17 protein-coding genes are annotated in these 20,702 nt (G+C 38.8%); all 17 read right to left on the reverse strand.

Annotated elements, in window-relative coordinates:
- Window positions 1–108: 108 nt before the first annotated feature.
- Complete coding sequence (gene nusB, locus H6G75_RS25340; RefSeq protein WP_190982683.1) at window positions 109–750, reverse strand: transcription antitermination factor NusB; 642 nt, start codon at window positions 748–750, stop codon at window positions 109–111.
- A gap of 103 nt (window positions 751–853) precedes the next feature.
- Complete coding sequence (locus tag H6G75_RS25345) at window positions 854–1,576, reverse strand: DUF502 domain-containing protein (protein WP_190982684.1); 723 nt, start codon at window positions 1,574–1,576, stop codon at window positions 854–856.
- Window positions 1,577–2,154: 578 nt separating this feature from the next.
- Entirely contained in the window at window positions 2,155–3,045 is an 891-nt protein-coding gene (locus tag H6G75_RS25350) for a glycosyltransferase family 2 protein (RefSeq protein WP_190982685.1), read from the reverse strand.
- A gap of 101 nt (window positions 3,046–3,146) precedes the next feature.
- Complete coding sequence (locus tag H6G75_RS25355) at window positions 3,147–3,983, reverse strand: HpsJ family protein (protein WP_190982686.1); 837 nt, start codon at window positions 3,981–3,983, stop codon at window positions 3,147–3,149.
- Window positions 3,984–4,264: 281 nt separating this feature from the next.
- A complete protein-coding gene (locus H6G75_RS25360; protein ID WP_190982687.1) occupies window positions 4,265–4,900 on the reverse strand; it encodes a TIGR04282 family arsenosugar biosynthesis glycosyltransferase in 636 nt (211 codons plus the stop codon).
- 33 nt (window positions 4,901–4,933) lie between these two features.
- Window positions 4,934–5,500, reverse strand: coding sequence for a type II secretion system protein (locus tag H6G75_RS25365; protein ID WP_199338019.1), 567 nt, complete (start codon window positions 5,498–5,500; stop codon window positions 4,934–4,936).
- Between the two features lie 51 nt (window positions 5,501–5,551).
- Complete coding sequence (hpsE, locus tag H6G75_RS25370) at window positions 5,552–6,505, reverse strand: hormogonium polysaccharide biosynthesis glycosyltransferase HpsE (RefSeq protein ID WP_190982689.1); 954 nt, start codon at window positions 6,503–6,505, stop codon at window positions 5,552–5,554.
- Window positions 6,506–6,527: 22 nt separating this feature from the next.
- Window positions 6,528–7,151: a Tfp pilus assembly protein FimT/FimU gene (locus H6G75_RS25375; protein ID WP_190982690.1), complete on the reverse strand. Its 624-nt coding sequence runs from the start codon at window positions 7,149–7,151 to the stop codon at window positions 6,528–6,530.
- 14 nt (window positions 7,152–7,165) lie between these two features.
- Complete coding sequence (gene hpsC, locus H6G75_RS25380) at window positions 7,166–8,221, reverse strand: hormogonium polysaccharide secretion pseudopilin HpsC (protein WP_190982691.1); 1,056 nt, start codon at window positions 8,219–8,221, stop codon at window positions 7,166–7,168.
- Window positions 8,222–8,266: 45 nt separating this feature from the next.
- Window positions 8,267–9,031 (reverse strand): hormogonium polysaccharide secretion pseudopilin HpsB, encoded by a 765-nt coding sequence (gene hpsB / locus H6G75_RS25385; RefSeq protein WP_190982692.1) that lies wholly within the window; start codon window positions 9,029–9,031, stop codon window positions 8,267–8,269.
- A gap of 30 nt (window positions 9,032–9,061) precedes the next feature.
- Window positions 9,062–13,792 carry a hormogonium polysaccharide biosynthesis protein HpsA gene (gene hpsA, locus H6G75_RS25390; protein WP_190982693.1) on the reverse strand — a complete coding sequence of 1,577 codons (4,731 nt, stop codon included), beginning with the start codon at window positions 13,790–13,792 and terminating at the stop codon, window positions 9,062–9,064.
- A gap of 592 nt (window positions 13,793–14,384) precedes the next feature.
- Complete coding sequence (rpmB, locus tag H6G75_RS25395) at window positions 14,385–14,621, reverse strand: 50S ribosomal protein L28 (protein WP_190982694.1); 237 nt, start codon at window positions 14,619–14,621, stop codon at window positions 14,385–14,387.
- 296 nt (window positions 14,622–14,917) lie between these two features.
- Complete coding sequence (htpG, locus tag H6G75_RS25400) at window positions 14,918–16,888, reverse strand: molecular chaperone HtpG (protein WP_190982695.1); 1,971 nt, start codon at window positions 16,886–16,888, stop codon at window positions 14,918–14,920.
- A gap of 186 nt (window positions 16,889–17,074) precedes the next feature.
- Window positions 17,075–18,244, reverse strand: coding sequence for a glycosyltransferase family 4 protein (locus H6G75_RS25405; protein ID WP_190982696.1), 1,170 nt, complete (start codon window positions 18,242–18,244; stop codon window positions 17,075–17,077).
- Between the two features lie 27 nt (window positions 18,245–18,271).
- A complete protein-coding gene (locus H6G75_RS25410) occupies window positions 18,272–19,258 on the reverse strand; it encodes a glycosyltransferase (RefSeq protein WP_190982697.1) in 987 nt (328 codons plus the stop codon).
- Between the two features lie 12 nt (window positions 19,259–19,270).
- Window positions 19,271–20,260 carry a hormogonium polysaccharide biosynthesis glycosyltransferase HpsE gene (gene hpsE, locus H6G75_RS25415; RefSeq protein ID WP_190982698.1) on the reverse strand — a complete coding sequence of 330 codons (990 nt, stop codon included), beginning with the start codon at window positions 20,258–20,260 and terminating at the stop codon, window positions 19,271–19,273.
- A 327-nt stretch (window positions 20,261–20,587) separates the two neighbouring features.
- On the reverse strand, window positions 20,588–20,702 hold a 115-nt coding region (locus H6G75_RS25420; protein WP_190982699.1), incomplete at its 5' end, for a transposase.

Here is a 20,702-nt window from a genome sequence, read left to right on the forward strand (position 1 = left end):
CCTCACCTCTCAATGTCGGGTTACTGGGAGGGGGTGATTCATCCCTCACAAGTACCTGACTTCTCCTCACCTTCAACTCACAACTTAGCATTCAGAATGGTTACAAAGTTAGGATAAAACACTAGGAAGTTTTTTTTGTTCTGTGAATCGCCGCAGCACTCCATTAATAAATCGATGACCTTCATCGCCACTGTAGCGTTTGGCTAACAAAACAGCTTCGTTGATGGCTACGCTGTCAGGCAAGTTTAAAAATGTCATTTCAGCTACAGCGATACGGAGAATATCGCGGTCAATTTGAGCTAGACGGTTGACTTGCCAATCTACCAAAGCCGCCGCTATTTGTTCATCGATCAAAATCCGATGCTCATTTACGGTTTTGACAATTTGAATGGCATATCTGCCGACTTCTCTATCTTGATTGGCGAGTTGAATTAATTCGGGAAACTCAACTGCTGCACCCAGTTGATTGATGGCGGTTTGGGTATAAGCGATCGCTTCTTGTAGCATAGTTCTCGCTGTATTCATGTCAGCTGCGCGAGTTTGGCTGGTTAATAGGCGATCGTTACTGCGTTGCAATTCCGCCGCAGCGTTGTCTAAAGTATCTTGCACTTCTGCCCTTAAGGTACGCACGGTTGCTAATACCAATTTAGGCAGATGTTCTTCGGTGAGTTTTTTAGGGTTGACTGGCAGCTGGCTGAGACTTAACAGCGCCAGTTCACGAGCGATTTGTTGGGGTTTGCGGTCTTGCATGGAAGTGAGTGCCTAAGCACTGAATTAGGGTGAAAATTTAATTGATTGCTACAAAGCCAGACATTCATAATATCTATTTACTTGTGTCTTTGCCGGATAAATTTTATATTTCCTCGACGGAAATTACTGAATGTTTTGATTCTCTGGTTAAACTCGCTAAATTTTGTTCTTTGCCTAAAACTAGAGGCGGTAAGGGCGTATTCGGTGCCACAATTCCACCAGAGACAATCACCTTAAAAGCATCTTCTATCGACATGGAAAGATTAATCACATCTTCTTCTGGTACTACTGCATACCATCCTGTAGTCGGGTTGGGTGTCGTTGGGATGAAAATGCTCAACATTGGGCGAGACATTTGGGATTGAATTTCATTGGCGATCGCACCTGTAACAAACGCGATCACCCAAATGCCTTGTCTGGGATACTCAACTAAAACCACACGCCGAAATTTGCCAGGAGAATCTTTCAGTAACGTTTCTAAAAGTTGTTTTAAAGTTTTATATACCTGTCCTGCTAAGGGAATTGCCTGTAATACTCGCTCACCAAAATCTAATAACCATCTCCCAGCAATATTCCGAGCCATTAACCCAATTAACAAAATACTTAACAGTGGTACTGCTAGACCCACAGCTAAATTTAGTATATTTACTAAAATTGGGTGTAATCCATCAAAGGGATTGAGTTGTTTGGGAACTTGGGTAAGGAAGTCGATTACCCAATTAGCGATCGTGATTGTGAGCCAGATGGTGGTTGCTAGGGGGATAACCACTAACAATCCTGCTATCAGGTCATTTTTCAAGTCCTGCTTTAAGCGATCGATTGCCAAACTTAGTTTCTCCTTTTCTTGGCTAGTGAAACTCTAGATAAGCGGAAATTCATACCAGCAGCCGCCCAAGGTTTGAAGGCTTTACTAGTAATATTTTTTACCCTGTTCTCTTTTAGAAAGCCGTCACTAAATAGCTTTTATCTTGATAATATGCTGTTCAGACCAGAAAAGTATTGATTTTTCGCTAGTTCGGTGTTGAATACAGAAAGATATAGCTAACTAGCGATAGTTCTTCCATCCGCGAGGATGTTACTTTTCTTTGTACAGCTTGTAAATGAATGTTGCAAATATTTTAATTATTACTAATCCTACCGCGATCGCTCAAAATCTGACTACGTTTCTAAAACCTATGTATGACAACTAAAAATCCACTTGTAACTAGTTTAGAACTAACCCACAAGTAAAGGATGTTTTTCTGAAAAACTTTTGTTATAAATTTTAATAAAACAGAGGACTCCGGTTTGCTTTCCGAAATTTAAAGGGGTGTGGGTATTCAAAACCCTTACACCCCATACCCTTACACCCTTACACCCTCAATACCCAATCTCCACAGAAAATATTGGTGTGTAAGTCCTCTTTCACCCTTCTCTAGCAATTTTTGTAGCCACAACCTTGCTTTTCTCAGTTTGAGATAGTGTTTCTTCTAAAGTAGGTGTAGGTAGATGCTGCATTTCCCAAACTTTCAGCAAAATTAGGTACTCATAAAAAGCTTGCAAAGTACACCAAGCCATACCAGCGCGACCATCCAAGCAGCCACCTAACAGGAAATACATATAAAGAAAACGCAAAAAAGGTCTAGCTGGTAAACGCAAAGACAAGTCTTTTAAAGCACGCCGTCTTTCTACTTCGGTTTTGCCAAAAAATAAATCCCGCCAAACAACTGTGCCATTTTCTAGTTGATGTAGTGTTTCTTTGGCTTCATCGGTAGAATAACGATTATGTTTTTCGATCCAACGGCTCAAACCCTTACCACAAGTGTAATGAGGGTAAGTTTCCTTGATAAAGCTAGTAGCACCATCGCAAACTTCTCGTTCTGTGTGACCATAGTCTGTAAACCAGACCTTACCGTGGCGGAAAAGACGCATCTGATAACGGGGATATTGGGTGCTATAGCGAATCCAACGATTCATAAACATTACCCGTTCAGCAACGTAGTAACCAATGTAATCTGGATTATGTGTGGCTTGTGTGCATTCCGCAAATAACTCTGGTGTCATCCGTTCGTCAGCTTCCAGAATGTAAACCCACTCATATTTTGGGAGTATAGACTCTAGCATCCAAGTACGTTGACGACCGTGGCTTTCAAAAGCGTGCTGCACAACCCGGACGGGATAGCGACTGGCAATTTCCACAGTGCGATCGCTACTGCACGAATCCACAACTATAATGTCATCTGAAAGCATTGCCGACTCAATACAAGGTGCAATATCTAGTTCTTCGTTATATGTCAGTATGTAAATTGAGAACATGTGCAGATTTTATAGCGATTTTCCTAACAGTTAATTACGCAAAAGATTTGAAGTATAAAGTCTGAAGTCAGAAATTTCATACTTCATACTTCATACTTTCTTTAACGTGCAGCAGCTTTACGTCCGCCTGTTTGTAAAGCACCGCCACCTCTTAATCCTGTCCAGCCAATAATAATGTACCCAACAGATAATAAAAGACTGCTAATTCCAATTCGCAAGCCAGATTTCCAAGCGTTGTCTCTGGCTTGTTTTTCTGCATCTTCCTTACGTTGACGAATTTGGGTCAAGCGTTGATTTGCCAATCCTTGAGGATCAGTTTGTTGGGCAATAAATTTGTCCAGTTCTTGCGGATTAGCTTTAAACTTCTGGAGTAAGTCTTTTTGGGATTGCGGTAATTGTGGATTTGCCAGAGCTTGTTTATACTTTTGATCGTCTTTCAGCAAATCCGAAAACTGGGCTTTTGCTTGGGCGCGGAGTTGTTCTAACTGCGCTTTCCCTTGATCTGTATTCAGTTGCGCTTGGAATTGGTTGAGCTGATTTTTGAGTTGGCCTTCTGCTTGCTCTGCTTCTTGACTAATTTGAGTAACAGTTTGTGCTTTGGCTTGGTTGACATTGTTCAGGTGCAAGGGAAAAATCAACAAGAAAATTAGACCCAAGACACTAGAAAGTATAAATGCGGGGAATCGTAAGTCGATACCTTTAGGGCCGCCATCATTAGCACCATCAATCCAATAGCCAATTAACAGCGAACCTAAGCCCACCATAGGTACAATCCCACGGTCAACTAAGGCTGTTGATAAATTAATTTGCCATCCGCGATCGGTTGGTTGAAACGGTAGCAGTAAAATTAAAAAGTCGAGCAGAAAGGACAGAATTAAAACTGTCCCAATCACTTTGAGTGCGAGGGCTGCGTTCCCAGAAGTAAAACGATTAGTCATATTTTCCAAACTTATAGTGAGTCAGAGTCATTGTCCTATTTAAAGTTACTGGAATATTGTTCCTGTAACTCTGCCTGTTCAATAAAACTATCTCTTATATAGAAAAGGCAAAGGTAATCCTAGTGGATACCTGTAGGTTTGAAACTACACCACGGTAGCACTAGTTAACTTGAGTGTCTTCAGAAAATACATGGTGTTTGAAGATACGAGATTAGCTGATATTAATCAAAAAAACAACTTTGATTTTCAGCTTCTACTCTCTGCTTCTGTGACAGATGAACCTACTGCTGAACAACTTCCTGCCAAACGTGCAGATCCTCTGGTCGGTCAACATCAGCTAAAGTTGGTAAGTATATAGATGAGATACCAAGTTCTGCCGCAATATTTACAGTTTGTTGTAATACCTGAGAAGTTCCCCAATCGATGTTAGCGAATAATTTCGGAATGAAGCGACGCGCACCAATTAAGTAATATCCACCGTCAATAGCTGGCCCTAATACCAAATCAACAGTTTGTAGTTCTTGGAAAGCTGTTGCCAAAATTAGAGATGTCACACCAGGACAATCTGTACCAATTATAATTACATATTCAGCATTTTTGCGGAAAGCATCAACCAGCGATCGCGCCATCCGTGTACCTAAATCGCCTTCACCTTGAGATGCGTAAAATAGTTCCCAACCCAACCAATCTTGCATTAACTCCAAACTACCACCAGCAAACCGCACTTCTACAGAAACACCAATCGCCTTTTGTAATTCTGCAACTTGCAACAGAGTATATTCTGTCATCTGCTGTTGCAGATTAGCAGCACCAACACTACCCAAAGCTGGTATTAACCGAGTTTTAGTCTTTCCTGGTTCTGGATAGCGCGTAAAAATAATCAAGTGCTGCTTTTGAACTTCTAATAATTTCAGCACGCAATAACCTTAACTGTTAGCGACTCAAATATTTTAATAGCAATATTTACTGCTGTTGTTAGCAGTAGTATGTTCTGTGCCTTTACGCATTGCTCCTAACAGTGTAGAAACATATACACAGCGTCGAGTTTTACCACCATATTTACTGGACAGCGTGATCTGTCCCAATACTTTCACATGACCTCTGTGATCAAACTGAACTTGGTATATTTCGCCAGACTGTTGTAGAGTGGTTTCACGTTCATCCAGTTTCACATTTTGATTAAGTTGATTCCAATTAGCTGCTAGTAAATTAGTACCAGAAGGATGAACTGCCCATTTGACAATATCATTTTGTTTAATAAAACTAGCTTGCCAAGTTAATTTTTCTTTCGCTGCTTGGCTTTGTGCTTGCCGCATAGCACGATAAACTTCATCTTGAGCAGCATTCAGACGCTGAGTATCGATAAAAGCTAACCACTGTGGTAATACTAAAGCACTTAATAAGCCAATAATAATCACAGCTACTAATATTTCTGGTAGTGTAAATCCACTAACAGATTCATACTTATATTTTTTAGAATGATATATGAATAAAAAATGGACTATATTCTGATTCAAAATTTCATGCACCCAAAAATTTAGTCAGTCAAGCCAATAACTAGATCTATTTTATTTGTGAAAATAACCTTTCTGCCAAAGGTAAACAGGACTAATTAAACTACTGACAAATAGTTGCATCTCACAAGCTGCTACCAAATCTGTTTGCACCTTTGTTTTGTATTTAACTAAATGCCAGATAATTTTTCGGACATCATTTAACAGATAAGCTAATAATACTATAGGTCTTAAACAAGGTTGGACATTAATCATCCGCGTCACAAACCGACTCAAGCCAATCCCGCGAAAAAAAGGAATTAAATAACCTCTGGTTAAGCGAGATGCACTAATTTTATGGAAAATTTCCATTTCCGGGTTATACCAAATTTCCCAGCCAGATTTTTGAATATAAGATAACATTTCTAAATCTTCGCTTGTTACCATATTTTCAGTAGTCCGTCCAGTTAAAATAAAGCGATTAGGAATACTTTCTAACCAGGCTTTGCGTCGGATAACTAGTCCCGCTGATGGTGGCAGTAATTTTTTTTCTGGTTGATAAAGTAAAGGTAAATTACCACGCTCTGTGATGGCTAAAAAAGCAGCAATTCGCTGAAAATTTTCGGGAGGTTCTACTTCCCATAAAGGGTGTATTTGACTAGCATAAGCACCAGCTTGTAGATATTTATGCCCAAAACTATAAGCTGTAGCTACCCAATTTAAATTTGGATAATTATCGTCATCTAAGAAACCAATTAAATCACCTTGTGCTTCTTGAACAGCGTGTTTTCTAGCAAAAGCAGCACCCTGTTGTGGTTCAAAAGCATATTTTAAAGGATAAGGTTTTTGCCAGTTGACTTGATACTCTTGAACAATTTGTGCTGTATTGTCAGTACTATTATTATCTACGACAATAATTTCCCATTGAAAGTTTTCTGTATTAACTTGATTGTGGAGTTTGTCGAGCAATTCAGGTAAGCGATTTGCTCCATTATAAGTAGGGATAGCCACAGTAAATTCAATAGACATTTTCGATTGAGTCAGTGTTTATTTAATTACATTCATTATCTCTGCCAGTTCGTATTCCACCAAGGAGTGTTTGAATAATCACACATCTCTTAACTGAACCAGGCTGTGTTATGTTACTAGCACTAGGTGCAGCTACTACTATTTTTAATGGTGTTGTCGCATCTATAGGCAAAGTGCCATTATAGTCAAATGTAATTGTTTTAGTTGTTGTGACATTATTTGTAATGACTGAAACAGTGCTACTACCTTGGTTTTTGCTAGTAAGGTTAGTTCCGATCCAGACTTGCCCAGCTTTTAAACGTAAATCCTCGCCTAAAGTCTTCCATTGAGAACTACTAGGAGTATCTGAATCAGCGTGTAAAGCTAGTTCAGGAAGATTATTATTATTCCTAAAACTGACACTATATTTGAGTTTTTTAGTTTTAGCTTGTTGCTGTACTTCTCGTAATGCAGTTAAAACTGCATCATTAGCTTTACCAACTCTTTGTCTATTTAAAAAAGTATTCCATCTCGGAATAGCGATCGCAGCTAAAATCCCAACTATCAAAACTACTGCAACCATTTCCACTAAGGAAAAGCCAGCATTTGTTTGACAATTATATTGAGCAACAAAATACTGAGAACGTTCAAAAAATCTGCCTTTCATAATTATATTCCAGTTTACTCAACACCCAGGAAACCACGACCTTTAACTTGAATACTGGCAGTTGGAAAATAAGCAGATCTCTGAGCAGTATATTGAGCGCCAGTTTTAACACGAGCTAGTGCATTACCTCTGATATAGACTCTAGCTACATATTTATTTGCATTCACACAAGCATAGAAACTTCCGGTTCTAAAGGTAGTAGGAACATTTGTTTTGGTATAGTCAGGAACTTGTTGCTCACCTGCTGAGGTGTTACAAGCTGCTAAAGTTGGTGTTCCCGTTGAAGTCTGATCAATGAAATCCACTAATGTAGTTAACTTATTAGTATTTAAATCGTAGCTGGCTGAGTGTTTTCTCCAGTTACCCAATTTTTTCTTTAAGTCTCCTTCCAAAGAAAGGTCAAAGGGCATAAATCCCGTACTGGGTAACAACTTATATCTGACAGTTTTGGTGGTGCTATTTACAGTTTCGGAACGAGTGAAAGAACCGCTAACATCTCGAATTCCATCTCGAATTTCCCATCGCTCAATGCGAGCCGTAGTAGTGTTCCAGGTAGTGCTGTTATCTTTGACCAAGTAATAAGTAACCAAGGAATAAAGCATATAATCTTGGTTGTTACAGGTATTATCAGGAAGTTTGTATAAACAACCTGCTGTAGTACTAGTACTGCTAGTATTTTGCACAGTTTGGTCTTTATTTAAGAAGTAGCGTTTCCAAAAAACAAGTACAGGTACTTTGTCTGTTCCACCTGGTAATTGCCCGACAATTCCGTTGATAGCATTTGTTGTGTTTCCATATATGCCATCAGCATCATAGATATATACTGCTTGTTCCATATCTTGGGCAATATATGCTAATGCTGCCTGTATTTCTTGTTCTGATGTGGATTTTGCCTGTTCTTGGCGGTCTGTATTCATCACATTCAACATGAATCCTAGTAAGGGTGTGATCACCAGAAACGCCAAAACCAAGGCTACCAATAACTCTATGAGAGTAAAACCTGCTTGTGACTGCAAATTTCGAGACTTTTGCAGTTGAATTTTGAGAAGAAATCTGAGTAAATTTTTCATTTGGCAGTTTTCTCCTAAATAATTAAGCCTTTATTCATAGCTGATTTACTGACAACCTCCAAAACGAGCGCAGTAATCGTCAAATTTGGTTTGTTGAGAAGCAACTTCTGTCACAATTTCAATTAATGGTGTGAAGCGATCGCCTAAACCAGCAGTGAATGTTCTCGCTTTGGAATTATTGGCTTTCATTGTTTTTAAGCTACCACTGCCATTAAAAGCATCTGCTCTGTAAACTCGCACACCTAAAAGATATCCTTTGGTAGCATCATCATTGGCAGTACTGAGAGTGGTAGCTTTTGTACTGCGAAAGGCTTGAATTACAAAATCTCTAGAACTAGTACTTGTACAACCACCCCCATCCCGATCTACGCAGTATAAACTCGTTGTGGTTGTAGTTGGAGCGGAACCATTTTGACAGTAGCCATTAGTAGGACTGGAGCAGGTAGGCAAAGTAGAACTAGGCGCTGCTACTCCAGAGAAAGTACCTCGTTGTGAGTTAAAGGTCTTGTTAGTCGAATTAACTTCATTCAAAAGCACTACTTGATTGGGAACATTAATGGAGCCAGCCTTAATCCCATCAATGTAAGCTCTAGCCGATTGACTGGCTAATTCTACCCGTCTTGCTTGAACACGAGTACCAAATGATAAAACCAGCGCAGGTGCGATCGCAGCCATTAAAATAGCCACAATCATCACTGCTACTAAAGACTCAATAATTGTGAAACCACCTTCACCAGATTCAAGAGATTTTACTTTTTTTGCAATGTTTGCCACTGTTATTTGTTGAATGAATTGCTTACGTCTCATCATGATGATTCACCCTACTTGCAAGCAGCATTTTTAAGGATAAGGAACACTGGGACAGGAAGGACGATAGCTGGCTGGAACTGCATAACTTGAAGCTTGAGATGCACACAACAAAATTTTTACCCACTCATCATCCCTACCAACTTCGCGGAAATATTCTGCTGGTGGCCCTGCTTGTGGCACAGTAAATCTCTGAGCAAACAAGTCTGGTAATTGAGATAACAACGCTACATCAAAACCCCAGTCTCTACTTGGTGGTGTGTAGTAAGCTGTAGTACCTTCTGGAGTTCCTTTGTTAGTCCAATATTTCATGTAGGGGAAATCAAAGAAACTGCGGTTATTAGTTGCACTACTACTCGCTATTGCATCAGCCGTCGTAATACTAGCAAAAGGAGCTGTAGCATAACTACTACGTTTGAATTGAATAAAGCTACCCCTGATCTTGGCCGCACGCTGCGGACTAGCCGCATCCCCAGAATCACCCCAATACTCTAGAAAGCGAACAAAATTTTGTAAACCTGCTGATTCTTCTTCTGGACGGCTAGGACTATTACCAGAGACAAAACTGGAATTAAATGTATAGTCACTAGTTACCTTTTGTACCCATTCTTGTTGAAGACCAGGTGTTTTTAGACCTTGGTTGAGATTATTACTGGGGGTACCTAATGGACTGTAAAGTTGTACCACTGGTACTAGTTGAGGTTGTTGAGTACCAAATGGCCGGGACTTCAAGAAAAGCGGTTGATCAACAGCGTAATATTCATTGCTTGTAGGATTAAATGGAATAGCAGATCTATTGGTGGTTCTAAACCATAAGGCTGATTTATTAGTGACCGAGCGCGGTTTATTAGTACTGCTAAAAGTACTGTATGGATACTTTTGGACTTTACCATTACTATCAATACCTATTGGTACTGGTAGTTTAGTACTTGCAGATGTGGCATCAGCAATTACAGCACCAGTGTCATCTAGTAGTTGATTACTGCTGTTTCTTAAGAAAGCAACTCGACGCGCGTAGCCTTGATATTGTGCTAGGGCAGGTTGAGCAGTTGTACCAGCTTGATGTGTATTTGTAATGTCAAGAGCAACTGTGCCATCAGCAGTAATATCTGATACTTTTAATGCACCAGTAGTACCAGGTTTAATATACCAGTCCCCATCTCCACAGGTTGTTGCCGGTACTTTGACACAAACTTCCATAAGATACTCATTAAAGTCGGTGCGGCGCTGAATTGGTGTGACACCATTGGTAAGGTAAGAAGTTTTGAAACTACTACTTGGATAACCTGTAGAGCTTGCCCAATTGGCACTGGTGACAAAATTGTTAACTAACTGTGCATCGGGAATACTGCTGGCATTGTCTCTCAGGTCGTAATCACCATGATTACGGAAACCGTCTTGGAAATCTCCAGATAAAAGAGTAATTGAATCAGCCAAAATAGTCGAAGGTCGCCAAACATCACCATCACCAACGTTACTGGGACATGCACCTCTCCCTGGACGACAAGCAAAATGGCTATTGAATGTTGCTCGATTGTAGAATTGGCTAGAGTCAGTCTCGCTATAGTCAGAAAACTCCTCAACCACAGTCCCATCAGGCTTTTGATGCAGATTGAAATTGCCTTTAACGTAAACAGGTGTGTTACTGACTAAAATTAAGCCCTTTTCGGAAGGATCATAAGTTGTACTATTGGTTCCACCTCGTGCCAAGTTGCTGCCATTAATCAGTCGAATACCGTTAGGACGACGAGTCGGGTCGAGTTTGAAGTCAGTTTGACTAAATAACAGTGCTTTATCTGTAGAGGCACTTGATTCAATGGTTTTATAACTTAAATCCGGCAGAGAATCATCACGAGTAGCGTAAATAATACCACTCTTGGGTAATAAGTAATCACCAGTAATGGTTGTACTTGCCAGCCGACCTAAATTAATTTCGGTAACACGAATCTCTAATGGTTGACGTTGTTCTAAGTCCAAGTTGTATTCGCCTTGGGTGCCAGTTTGGTAAGCGGTACGATTTTGTAAAGCCTTAACTTCTCTAGCATCTAAAAAGGCTGCTTCTCTAATTGCGCCATGAGGAAGGGTAGGAGATGTAGCTGGTGTTGCACCATTCAGAATGGAAAGCGCACACAAAGCAGTATCAACAGCAGAATATTCTTCCATTGTGAAATTAGTAAAAGTATTACTATTGCTTGTGTATTTTTCCATTGCCTTCCGCAAAGGTTCATTGACAATACGTCCATTGGGAAAGACTAATCTTGCCTGACGCTTGAGTATTGTCAAATTAGCACTACTAATGGTGCGGCTAGGGAAAGCATAGACAATCCCGTTGTTAGACTTACCCGCAGTTGTACTTTGATCCGCAGGTAAAGGATATTTCCAGCTTGCAGTTAAAGTTGACAGGTTTTGAGCAGTAATATTATTCGTTGGATCAAAGTAACTACTCACACAAGCTATGGGGGTTTGGGCAGTACCAGCACTACTTTTGAAGTGATAAACTGCTGTAGCCCGCATGAGTAAGTCGGCTTTTCTGGTTTCTCCAGTTCCTCCTGTCATCGGCATGGTATCAGGCCAAACTACTATGTTAGTTTGTGCTGTACCTGCATCTTTAAACCCCGCAGGTGTAGGCATTCTGCCTCCACCACTACCAACAAAATTTGCATCTAGCGTGGGATTTGGCAAAAATGAGCGTGTGCTACGAGGAAAAGAACCTGTACCAGAAGCAACAACACCATCATCATCAACATAGATACCTGCGCCTGTAATAACTCGCAAACCACCTACATTGGATAAAGGATTGGCTGAGTTATCTTCAACAGCTTTTTGTTCCCAAAAGTCATTGCGATCGGTTACACCCAAGTTAAGCTGCGGTTGGATTTGCGAAGCACGAGTACGGGCTATGGTGTTGGGGTTATCCCACTTAGTCGTACCGCCATCTACAGGCTGACGAGCTTGACCTGTAACATACTGACCATCAGTATTTTTCCAGTATGCTGGCAGGTTATTGCCAATTAAAACGCGATCGCCTGAGTAGTTTTCTTTACCTTCGTCTTTTTGTTGTTCTGGTTCTGTTGCTGGTAATTTGTTGAGGCTGAGAGTCAACCCTGTATTGGTAGTGGTAATCTCTCTCCAAGCAGCAGGTACTTCAATTTCTCCAATACCAGAGAAAACATTACTAGCTGTATAACTACCAAGTGCTTGTGTATCAGTCGGTATCGCGCTGCTAACTTCTGCAAACGGAACTCGACGGGTACGATTTCGCAAATACAACTCAAGTTCATCACCCAAAATGCCATACGCACTGGCAACATCCAAACCAGTACTTTGGTCAATCCGAGTCACAACATTACTTTTAACTTCTTGGGGATACCGAGCTACACCTTGAACTGCTGTTTTTAAACCTGTTAAGGTAGTTTGTGTTGCACAACTAGTGCAAAGACTAAGAGCGGTTTCTTTCATTAAATTGATGCGCTTGTTATAAGCAGCATCATTATGTCCAAGCCTTTGACCACCATTTTCTGTTGTTGATTTATGGTCTGTATCACCAGCAATCTTGATTCTGACTGTTGGACTAGACTGATCACCAGTCCAAGGATTTGTTTTATAGCCTCGAAATAAATGAACAGATATTTTCTCTTTATTAGCTGTTTGCGAAATGTTTCCTGTACCTAAATTTCCACCAATAGTAATTTTGGCGTTTTCGGGTTCATAGTAACAAGAGTTTTTACTACTGACTTGGCGGAAAACAATATCTACACCACTGAACTGCCCACCTGCTAATAAGTTGCCATTAGTATGAATTGAACCGTTTAAAAGCAAATCAGAACCTGGCGAAATCTCTAGGTCATTTTCAAACCAAACTGCTTTATTATTAACAGGAATTCGCTCTCGGTCTTGTTGATACTCTAATGACGAAAAGCCACGATTGCCCTTTTCATATTTTGTGGCATCAAGACCTGTAGTACCTCCCACAGCATCAATAGGTACATTAGCTGTGTAAACAAAAAAGCTTTTCGCTAAATTTCCGCCTGACTTATACCAACTAGCATCACCTACTAAGCTGGCACTTGTACCAATAGCCTCTGCACACGCACCCCCTACTTGGCTTTTATCCATAGGTGGTGTTCTGGCATCTAAGGATTTTCTGGCTCTAGTAAAAGCATTACTGGTATTACGTGGTGGACTACGAAAATAAATAGCGTAAAGAGTAAAACTATCAAATTTACCGTTGTTATCTGTATCAACAGGGAATTTCCAGGCAGTAGTTAAAGTTTCGTTATTTTCTAGTGTTGAACTAGCTTGAATGCCTGTGGTGCCATTAAAATCAGCAGCCAATTTCAAACGTGTTTCATCACCAAAGTCGTATCTAGTATTACTTTTAATAACATCGTATAACGCTACATCTGTAGGCGTTGAACGTGGTAAAGAAGGGTCATTTAATAATTGTTCTAACTTTGCTGTTGCCCGATCAACTGCTGGCATAGAAGCGTTAAGCACAGCCTCATTGACGCGCACGTTAGTGGCATTTTTAGCTCTTTCAAAAGAACGAAATAAAATGGCGGTAGTCAATAAAACAACCACCAGTGCAACCATAGCTACTGTTGGCAATACAAAACCAGCATTTACAGAGTCTCGTCTTCTCCTGCTGAGAAATAAAGTCCGCAGCAGCCAATTAATTTGCTTTTTCCAAGCAAATAAAGAGTACTTACTAAATTTTTTGGAGATGATTTTGATAGTCTTGACTAGCTGGCGTTTTAAAGACATAACTGCTTTCCTGTCAAGTGGTTTGATGCTAGTTTATTTTTGGGCAATTGTGAAATTTACCTGTTGAGTGCTTCTTCAGGTTAAATAATTTTATTGATGATAATTTTTGCTTAACCTGTTGAATTAATATCTCAACACAGTAAAACACCAGACAATGATTTTTAAGTTATACCATTGCTAAACTTTTTATATTTTCTGGAAAATACTGATTTTTCCATTTAAAAGAATTTGTTGCTGATCTGGGATAAAACACGTAGGCTTCATCTTAACTTTAAAGATGTGTATTACATTTGCATACAACTTTAAGAAGATGGTTTTGACAAGATAAACTTAGGCTACCCAACTGGAGAAGAAAAAATATCAATTGAAGATAAAAAATAAAAATTAATTAAAAACCTCCCGATTGTAGGGAGGTTGATAGCATCAATATTCAAAGTTTATTAGCTATTGATACATTGCTTACTAGTAATTTCAACGACTGAACCACGTATCTTTGTGATTTGCAAAGATGACAATGAATAATTTAAAACTAGGTATTTATGTACATCTTGTACACAAATACCATCTCGTTGAATTCGCTTTGTTTGATGGTTTAGTAGTGGTTCAGGTTAATACCTGCTTCTTTAGCCATTGCTTCTAAACCTCTGACTTCTAAGGTTTTGATGGCTTTGGTAGATAGTTTCAGTTTTACCCAACGATTTCCGCCTTGCCACCAAACGCGCTTGGTTTGGAGGTTGGCTTGTTGAAGACGCTTTGTACGGCGATGAGAGTGAGAAATTGCAAAGGCGTTATTTGCTTTCTTACCAGTTAGTTGACAGCGACGAGACATAGGAATTTTGATTTCAATACAACCTTTCTATTTTAGGGCTTCGGAAACAGAATCGGGAGAGTGAGAAGTGGGACTGCGTAATTAAACCCGAATTTCTCACGCATGGGTAGGGGGTGTGGGAAGTGTGGGGAGAGAGGGGAAAGATTTCTTCACCATCCTCCCACCCCTCCCATACCCTTGGATTTCTCTCTTGTGAGAAATCCAGGTTAAATTATTTGTTTTGGGGTGTAGGTGTTCAAAACTCTTACACCCATCTCAACAGGCAAATTTTCTGTGTAAGCCTTGTTCTGACTATACTACTTACTGGCTTGTTCTGTTAGCTTGGTGAGTACGTCATTAGAACGCTCGACAAAAGATTTCATTCCTTCTGCGTCGAATCCTTTTTGAGACATCAGTGCTAAATCATAAACATGTTGACAAATCATATTGACTAGCTGACCTGTGGGTGACTTTGCGCCATCTTGAATGATGCTACCTTGGTTGAGATTTGCCAGATTTTGAATTAGGGGATGAGCAGTGTTGACTAGTAAGATATGATCTTCAGGAAATTCTGCGTTTTGCTGCTGCATCATAGCGTTCATTTCTCGCAAGCGGCGGAGAATTTCTGGTAAGAGTACCATTGCTGGAGGTGTCCCTTGAGGATCATCGGATTTTAAAGCTTCGGTACGAATGTTAACTTTGGGTTTGTTGAGAGCTTTTTCAAAGAGTTCTTTGATGACTTCACTCTTGGTCTTATTGGTTGTGGGGTCAACTATTTCGCCAGATTTGTCTTGATCTAGCAGGGTATTATCTAAGTCGGAGTCTACGCGAGTAAATTTGACATCATTATATTCTCGTTCCAAGAAGTTAATGAAGTGAGTATCAATGAAGGAGTCCATAAATAGAACTTCCAAGCCTTGATTTTTGTGTAATTCTATGTAGGTGGATTGGCTGGCTTCATCTGTACTGTAGAAAACGCGGTTTTCGTGGCGTTCTTTGTTGCGTTCTAAGTATTCTTTGATAGTAGTGTAGGGAGAGGTGCTAGATTTGGCTGAGGTGACATCTTGCCAAACGTCACCTTCTTGAGACTGTACTTCAACAGTGGGAGTTTCAGTGGCTGTTTGGGCAAAGTTGGCAGTGGTGCGGAAGATGATAATTTCTTCGACTTGTTTTTTGAATTTTTCGTCGTTGAGAGTGCCAAATTTGACGAAAGTGCCGAGATCCTTCCAAGCATTAATGTACTGCTCACGGTCATCGCGGTACAGTTCTTTGAGGCGATCGCCTACTTTTTTCGCTATATAATCACCGATTTTGCGGACGGTGCGATCGCCTTGTAAAGCACTGCGCGATACGTTCAAAGGAATATCAGTGCTATCAATTACACCCCGCATTGGCATCAGGAATTGCGGAATGATTTCGTCGCAGTTGTCACTGACAAAAACTTGATTGCAGAATAACTTGATTTGCCCTTTTGTCACGTCCACATCTGGACGCATTTTAGGGAAATACAAAATACCGTTGATAATAAACGGATAATCTGTATTTAGATGCACCCAAAGTAAGGGTTCTTCTTGAAAAGGATAAAGATAGCGATAAAACTCTAAATAATCTTCTTTGGTTAAACTGCTGGGAGACTCTCTCCAAGGCGCTTTCTGTCTATTTAATACTTCACCATCCAGTTTGATGGGTACTGGCATGAAGTCGCAATAAGTCTTGACAAGATTTTTAATGCGTGCAGGTTCTAGATAGTCCTCCTCATCTGCCATTAAGGTGAGGGTGATGGTAGTACCGCGAGTAGTGCGGGGAGAGTCATCTAAGGTAAATTCTGGTGAACCATCGCAAATCCAGTGAACTGCTTGTGAACCTTCTTTATAAGATAGGGTATCGATTTCTACCTTTTGCGCCACCATAAAAGAAGAGTAGAAACCTAAACCAAAATGACCAATTATCGGTTGGTCTGCTTTACCCTCATATTTGTGGATAAATTCTTCCGCGCTGGAAAAAGCAACTTGGTTAATATATTTTTTGACTTCCTCTGCGGTCATCCCAATGCCATTATCGGTAATGGAAAGAGTCTTTTTATCTTTGTCAATAGCAATTAGAATTTCTGGTTCGTCTACATCACCATTGTATTCTCCGGCGCGGGATACCATTTTGAGCTTTTGGATAGCGTCTACAGCGTTGGAGACTAATTCCCGCAGGAAAATTTGATGATCTGAGTAAAGAGATTTTTTGATAATTGGGAAAATATTCTCAGTATGAATACTGATAGTGCCTTGCTCTAGCATAACTTATGGTTAGATAAAAGATTCTCATTGAGGATTTTAAAGGTAGAGTGACTCTTATTGCTCTGTTTTATAGTCTGATTTTCCCCCAATAGCTGTTCGGATTTCCCTACTGAATTAATTTTGACTGGATTTAATGATCATCAGTTTCCAAACTTACTTTGAATCTCATATCTAAACACAACAAAGCTAAATCATTAAATCTTGAATTAATTCCTTCGTTTTTTTGACTGCTACCTGCCAGTTTAATCTTTCTTGATATTCATTGAATGATGATAATGCCAATTGTTGATAATTATGGTGATTCGTCATTATTTTAATTACATAGTCACAGTATTCTGAAATCGCAGTATTTAAGGGAAGTATTTTTCCGTTGAGGTCATCATGTATTAAAGTAGCTAGTCCACCTACGTTGGTAGATATAGCAGGTACTCCAAAAGAGTTAGCTTCAGCTACAACATGAGGAGTACAGTCTGCTGTGGTTGGCAAAATCAAAAAGTGAGCTTCTGTAAATAATTGATTAATTTTTTCACAACCAGCTTGCTGAGATTTATCAATAAACTCTATATATTTGATAAATTGTGGTAGAGGCTGATTGATTTTGGGTTTGCATCCAACTATTGTTAATTCAGTTTTTAAACCCATATCATTTAACTGTTGTGCAATTTGAAAAGCTACGTTACCGCCTTTTCTAATCCAGTCAACACCGATAAATAATAATTTGCACGGGCTATGAGGTTTAGATTGAATAATATTGTGGATATCTTCTAGGGTTCGATTACAGACTAAATTTGCTCCATAAGGAACTACTTGAATTTTATTGGCAGCAATATTATATGTATTCATAGCTGTTTTAGCTGCCCAATCTGATGTATAGATAATTAAACGACAGCGATTTAAGGCTTCAGCTTCCATTAAGTGAATATTACGAATATTTTCTTGGCATAAATTATTCATGTGGCGATAAAAATTGATTAGAGAACTGAGAGTTGCATCAGTCCATAAGACAATAGGTTGTTTACAGTCTAGATAAGTAATTGGGACTATATTTTCAGGACACAGCACTACATCTGAGTTGAATTTTTTTAATTTTTGCTGAATTTGGTCAGCATAATCTTTCGCTATTAATGGTTCTGCCCAACGATAATAGTCTTTTTTACATATATGATGATAAAAGCTCCATTTAACCTTAGTTAAAGCTGTAAATTTTTTACTTAGTGGGCCTAGATGGTCTATAGAAATAGATGTGTCTGTTAAATATTCTGATATATAGTATGCTGCGGCACAAACTCCTTGTACATCTTTTGACCAGGAAGTTGGATTTTCAATATCATTGACGGTAGCGTAAGCTATTTTCATAAATAAGTTTATATTTTATATGATGTTTCAATTGATATCTGTTTTGATATAACCAAAAAACGTACTTACGTCAGATATTTTAGGAACTTTCTGAAGCAATATTTTAGCTAATCTCTTAGGTAAAATACTTATAATCATAAGTTTAATAATAGCTTTATAAATAATCATATTTTTTAGGATAAGAATATCAGTGATAATTGTCATCCATAAAAAACGAGCAGCATGAAAAGTATTTTGTTGTCCTGGTTCGACTGTTAGAGCTTTATAACTCAAATATTTATAGAGGTTAGCAATTCTATAAGATTTTAGATGCTTTAAAGTAGGAGAGACATCATTGAATGCTTTGTTAATGATGCTTAGGTTTGATGACTCAGAACCTAAAATATTAGAAGATTTAGAATTTCTAGATACACGATAAAGAACTTGGACTTTTTTAACAGGAATGAAATGATAATGAGCAGCTAATCTTAACCACATATCGGTGTCTTCGGCATTGGTTAGTAATTCATCAAAGCCACCAATTTCTGTAAAAGCTTGCCTACGTACCATCACATTAGAACCACTACCGATGAAGTCATCTAGTAATAGTTTTGAGTAAACGTTACCCGTCCAAGTTGCGTGACTACATTTACGTAAGAAATTATCATTTTCATCAATGGCATCGGTGAAACTATAAGCAACCGTGGCTTCGGGATTTTCTTGTAGTGCTTGATATTGTGCTTCTAGTTTATCTGGTTTCCAGAGATCATCAGCATCTAAAAAGCTCACAAATTTAGTGGTAGTATGGAGCAATCCCCGGTTGCGATTAACAGAGGCGTTGGCTTGGGGATAAGTAAATAATTTGATTCTGGAATCTTGAATCTGAGAAATTTGATTTAATGTTGAGTCAGATGAATTAGAGTTAATGATAATTAATTCAAAATCTGATAAGCTTTGTGCTAAAACAGAGGCAATAGTTTTTTGAATTGTATTCTCTGCATTATAGACAGGAATAATCACAGATACTAGTGGCATAGGATAAGCTAGTCATTGAGATGTTTTTATTTGGTTATTAAAATTTGCCATAGCTTTTTGCATTTTGAGTTTCCAAATATAAACAGGGCTAATTAAAGTGCTGATAAGTCTTTCCATTTCGCAAGCTGCAACAATATCAGTAGACAAAACTTGTCGATGAAGGATGAAATGTAATATTACTTTACGGGTATCGTTGAATAAATATGCAAAAAAGGCAAACGGTTTTTGCCAAGTTTCTAGTAACAACATTCTTAAGTAATATCTAGCTAACCCAATTCCACGCATAAGTGACAGAAGGTAGACTTTTTCTAACCGCCAAGCAGGAATAATATGTTCTAATTCCATTGCTGGGTTATACCAAATTTCCCAACCTGCTTTTTGAATATAAAATAAGGATTCCGCATCTTCACTACCTAACATAGATGAACCGACTCTACCAACTAAAAAAAGTTGATGGGGGACATTATCTTTCCAGGCATTTTTTCGGACTACTAAGCCTGCTGTGGGTGGAAAGCCTTGACGACGAGGATGATATTGGTGTGGTGTTTCACCTCTTTCGGTAATTGCTAAATAAAATAAGATGGCTTTAAGATTTTCTGGTGGTGGTATTTCAAAACAACCATGAATTTGGCTGGCATAAGCGCCTGCTTGTGGATGTGTTTTTGCAAATTGATAAGCTGAGATAATCCAGTTTGGTGCTGGTAAGTTATCATCATCTAAAAAACCAATAAGCTCACTTTGAGCTTCAAAAACAGCTTTATTTCTTGCAAAAGCAGCGCCTTGTTTTGGCTCAAAAATATATTTTAAAGGAAATGCTTGCTGCCAGTTTTGTTGGTATTTCTGAATCAGTTTAGCTGTATTATCGGTACTATTATTATCAACAATAATAATTTCCCAACTAATATTTTCAACACCAATTTGATTTTGTAATCGCTCTAATACTTGAGGTAAACGATTCTCACCGTTGTAAGTGGGAATTGCTACAGTAAAATCAATAGACATGATGAGGCAAGTCTGAATTTTAGATAGCTAATATCAATTCCAACAACTAGGCAACAAATAATTAATTTGCCGCCTGCTTTTTGCAACTAAACTAAGTTAGATTGTTGCATTAATTGTCAAATTAAATCACAACAATCTAACATATTAGATGTAATAGAAATCAGCAGTAAAATTACTTAAATATAGCTTTGTGAATAGAGATTGAGATTAATTATCAAGATTTTCGCTTATTTTTTGGAACAACAAATCTAAGAATTCATCGACTAATGCTGATAGTACTTTGTCATTAATACTAAGACAAGGATAAATTTAGCTTAGGGCGTGTCATCAATTAAGCCAAATAATAGAAGCAACAAGATAAATTGCACCTAGAAAGTTGGTAGCGCGTTTATCATAGCGCGTCGCAATCCCTCGATATTGCTTGAGTTTGGCAAAAAAGTTT

This window comes from Nostoc sp. FACHB-280, from assembly GCF_014697615.1.
Classification (GTDB): domain Bacteria; phylum Cyanobacteriota; class Cyanobacteriia; order Cyanobacteriales; family Nostocaceae; genus Nostoc_B.

Bases quoted from the DNA above. Each gene is read 5' to 3' on its own strand.
- nusB (WP_190982683.1), bottom strand. From the start codon at position 750: ATGCAAGACCGCAAACCCCAACAAATCGCTCGTGAACTGGCGCTGTTA.
- H6G75_RS25350 (WP_190982685.1), bottom strand. From the start codon at position 3,045: ATGTTCTCAATTTACATACTGACATATAACGAAGAACTAGATATTGCA.
- H6G75_RS25355 (WP_190982686.1), bottom strand. From the start codon at position 3,983: ATGACTAATCGTTTTACTTCTGGGAACGCAGCCCTCGCACTCAAAGTG.
- hpsE (WP_190982689.1), bottom strand. From the start codon at position 6,505: ATGTCTATTGAATTTACTGTGGCTATCCCTACTTATAATGGAGCAAAT.
- H6G75_RS25375 (WP_190982690.1), bottom strand. From the start codon at position 7,151: ATGAAAGGCAGATTTTTTGAACGTTCTCAGTATTTTGTTGCTCAATAT.
- hpsC (WP_190982691.1), bottom strand. From the start codon at position 8,221: ATGAAAAATTTACTCAGATTTCTTCTCAAAATTCAACTGCAAAAGTCT.
- hpsB (WP_190982692.1), bottom strand. From the start codon at position 9,031: ATGATGAGACGTAAGCAATTCATTCAACAAATAACAGTGGCAAACATT.
- hpsA (WP_190982693.1), bottom strand. From the start codon at position 13,792: ATGTCTTTAAAACGCCAGCTAGTCAAGACTATCAAAATCATCTCCAAA.
- rpmB (WP_190982694.1), bottom strand. From the start codon at position 14,621: ATGTCTCGTCGCTGTCAACTAACTGGTAAGAAAGCAAATAACGCCTTT.
- htpG (WP_190982695.1), bottom strand. From the start codon at position 16,888: ATGCTAGAGCAAGGCACTATCAGTATTCATACTGAGAATATTTTCCCA.
- H6G75_RS25405 (WP_190982696.1), bottom strand. From the start codon at position 18,244: ATGAAAATAGCTTACGCTACCGTCAATGATATTGAAAATCCAACTTCC.
- H6G75_RS25410 (WP_190982697.1), bottom strand. From the start codon at position 19,258: ATGCCACTAGTATCTGTGATTATTCCTGTCTATAATGCAGAGAATACA.
- hpsE (WP_190982698.1), bottom strand. From the start codon at position 20,260: ATGTCTATTGATTTTACTGTAGCAATTCCCACTTACAACGGTGAGAAT.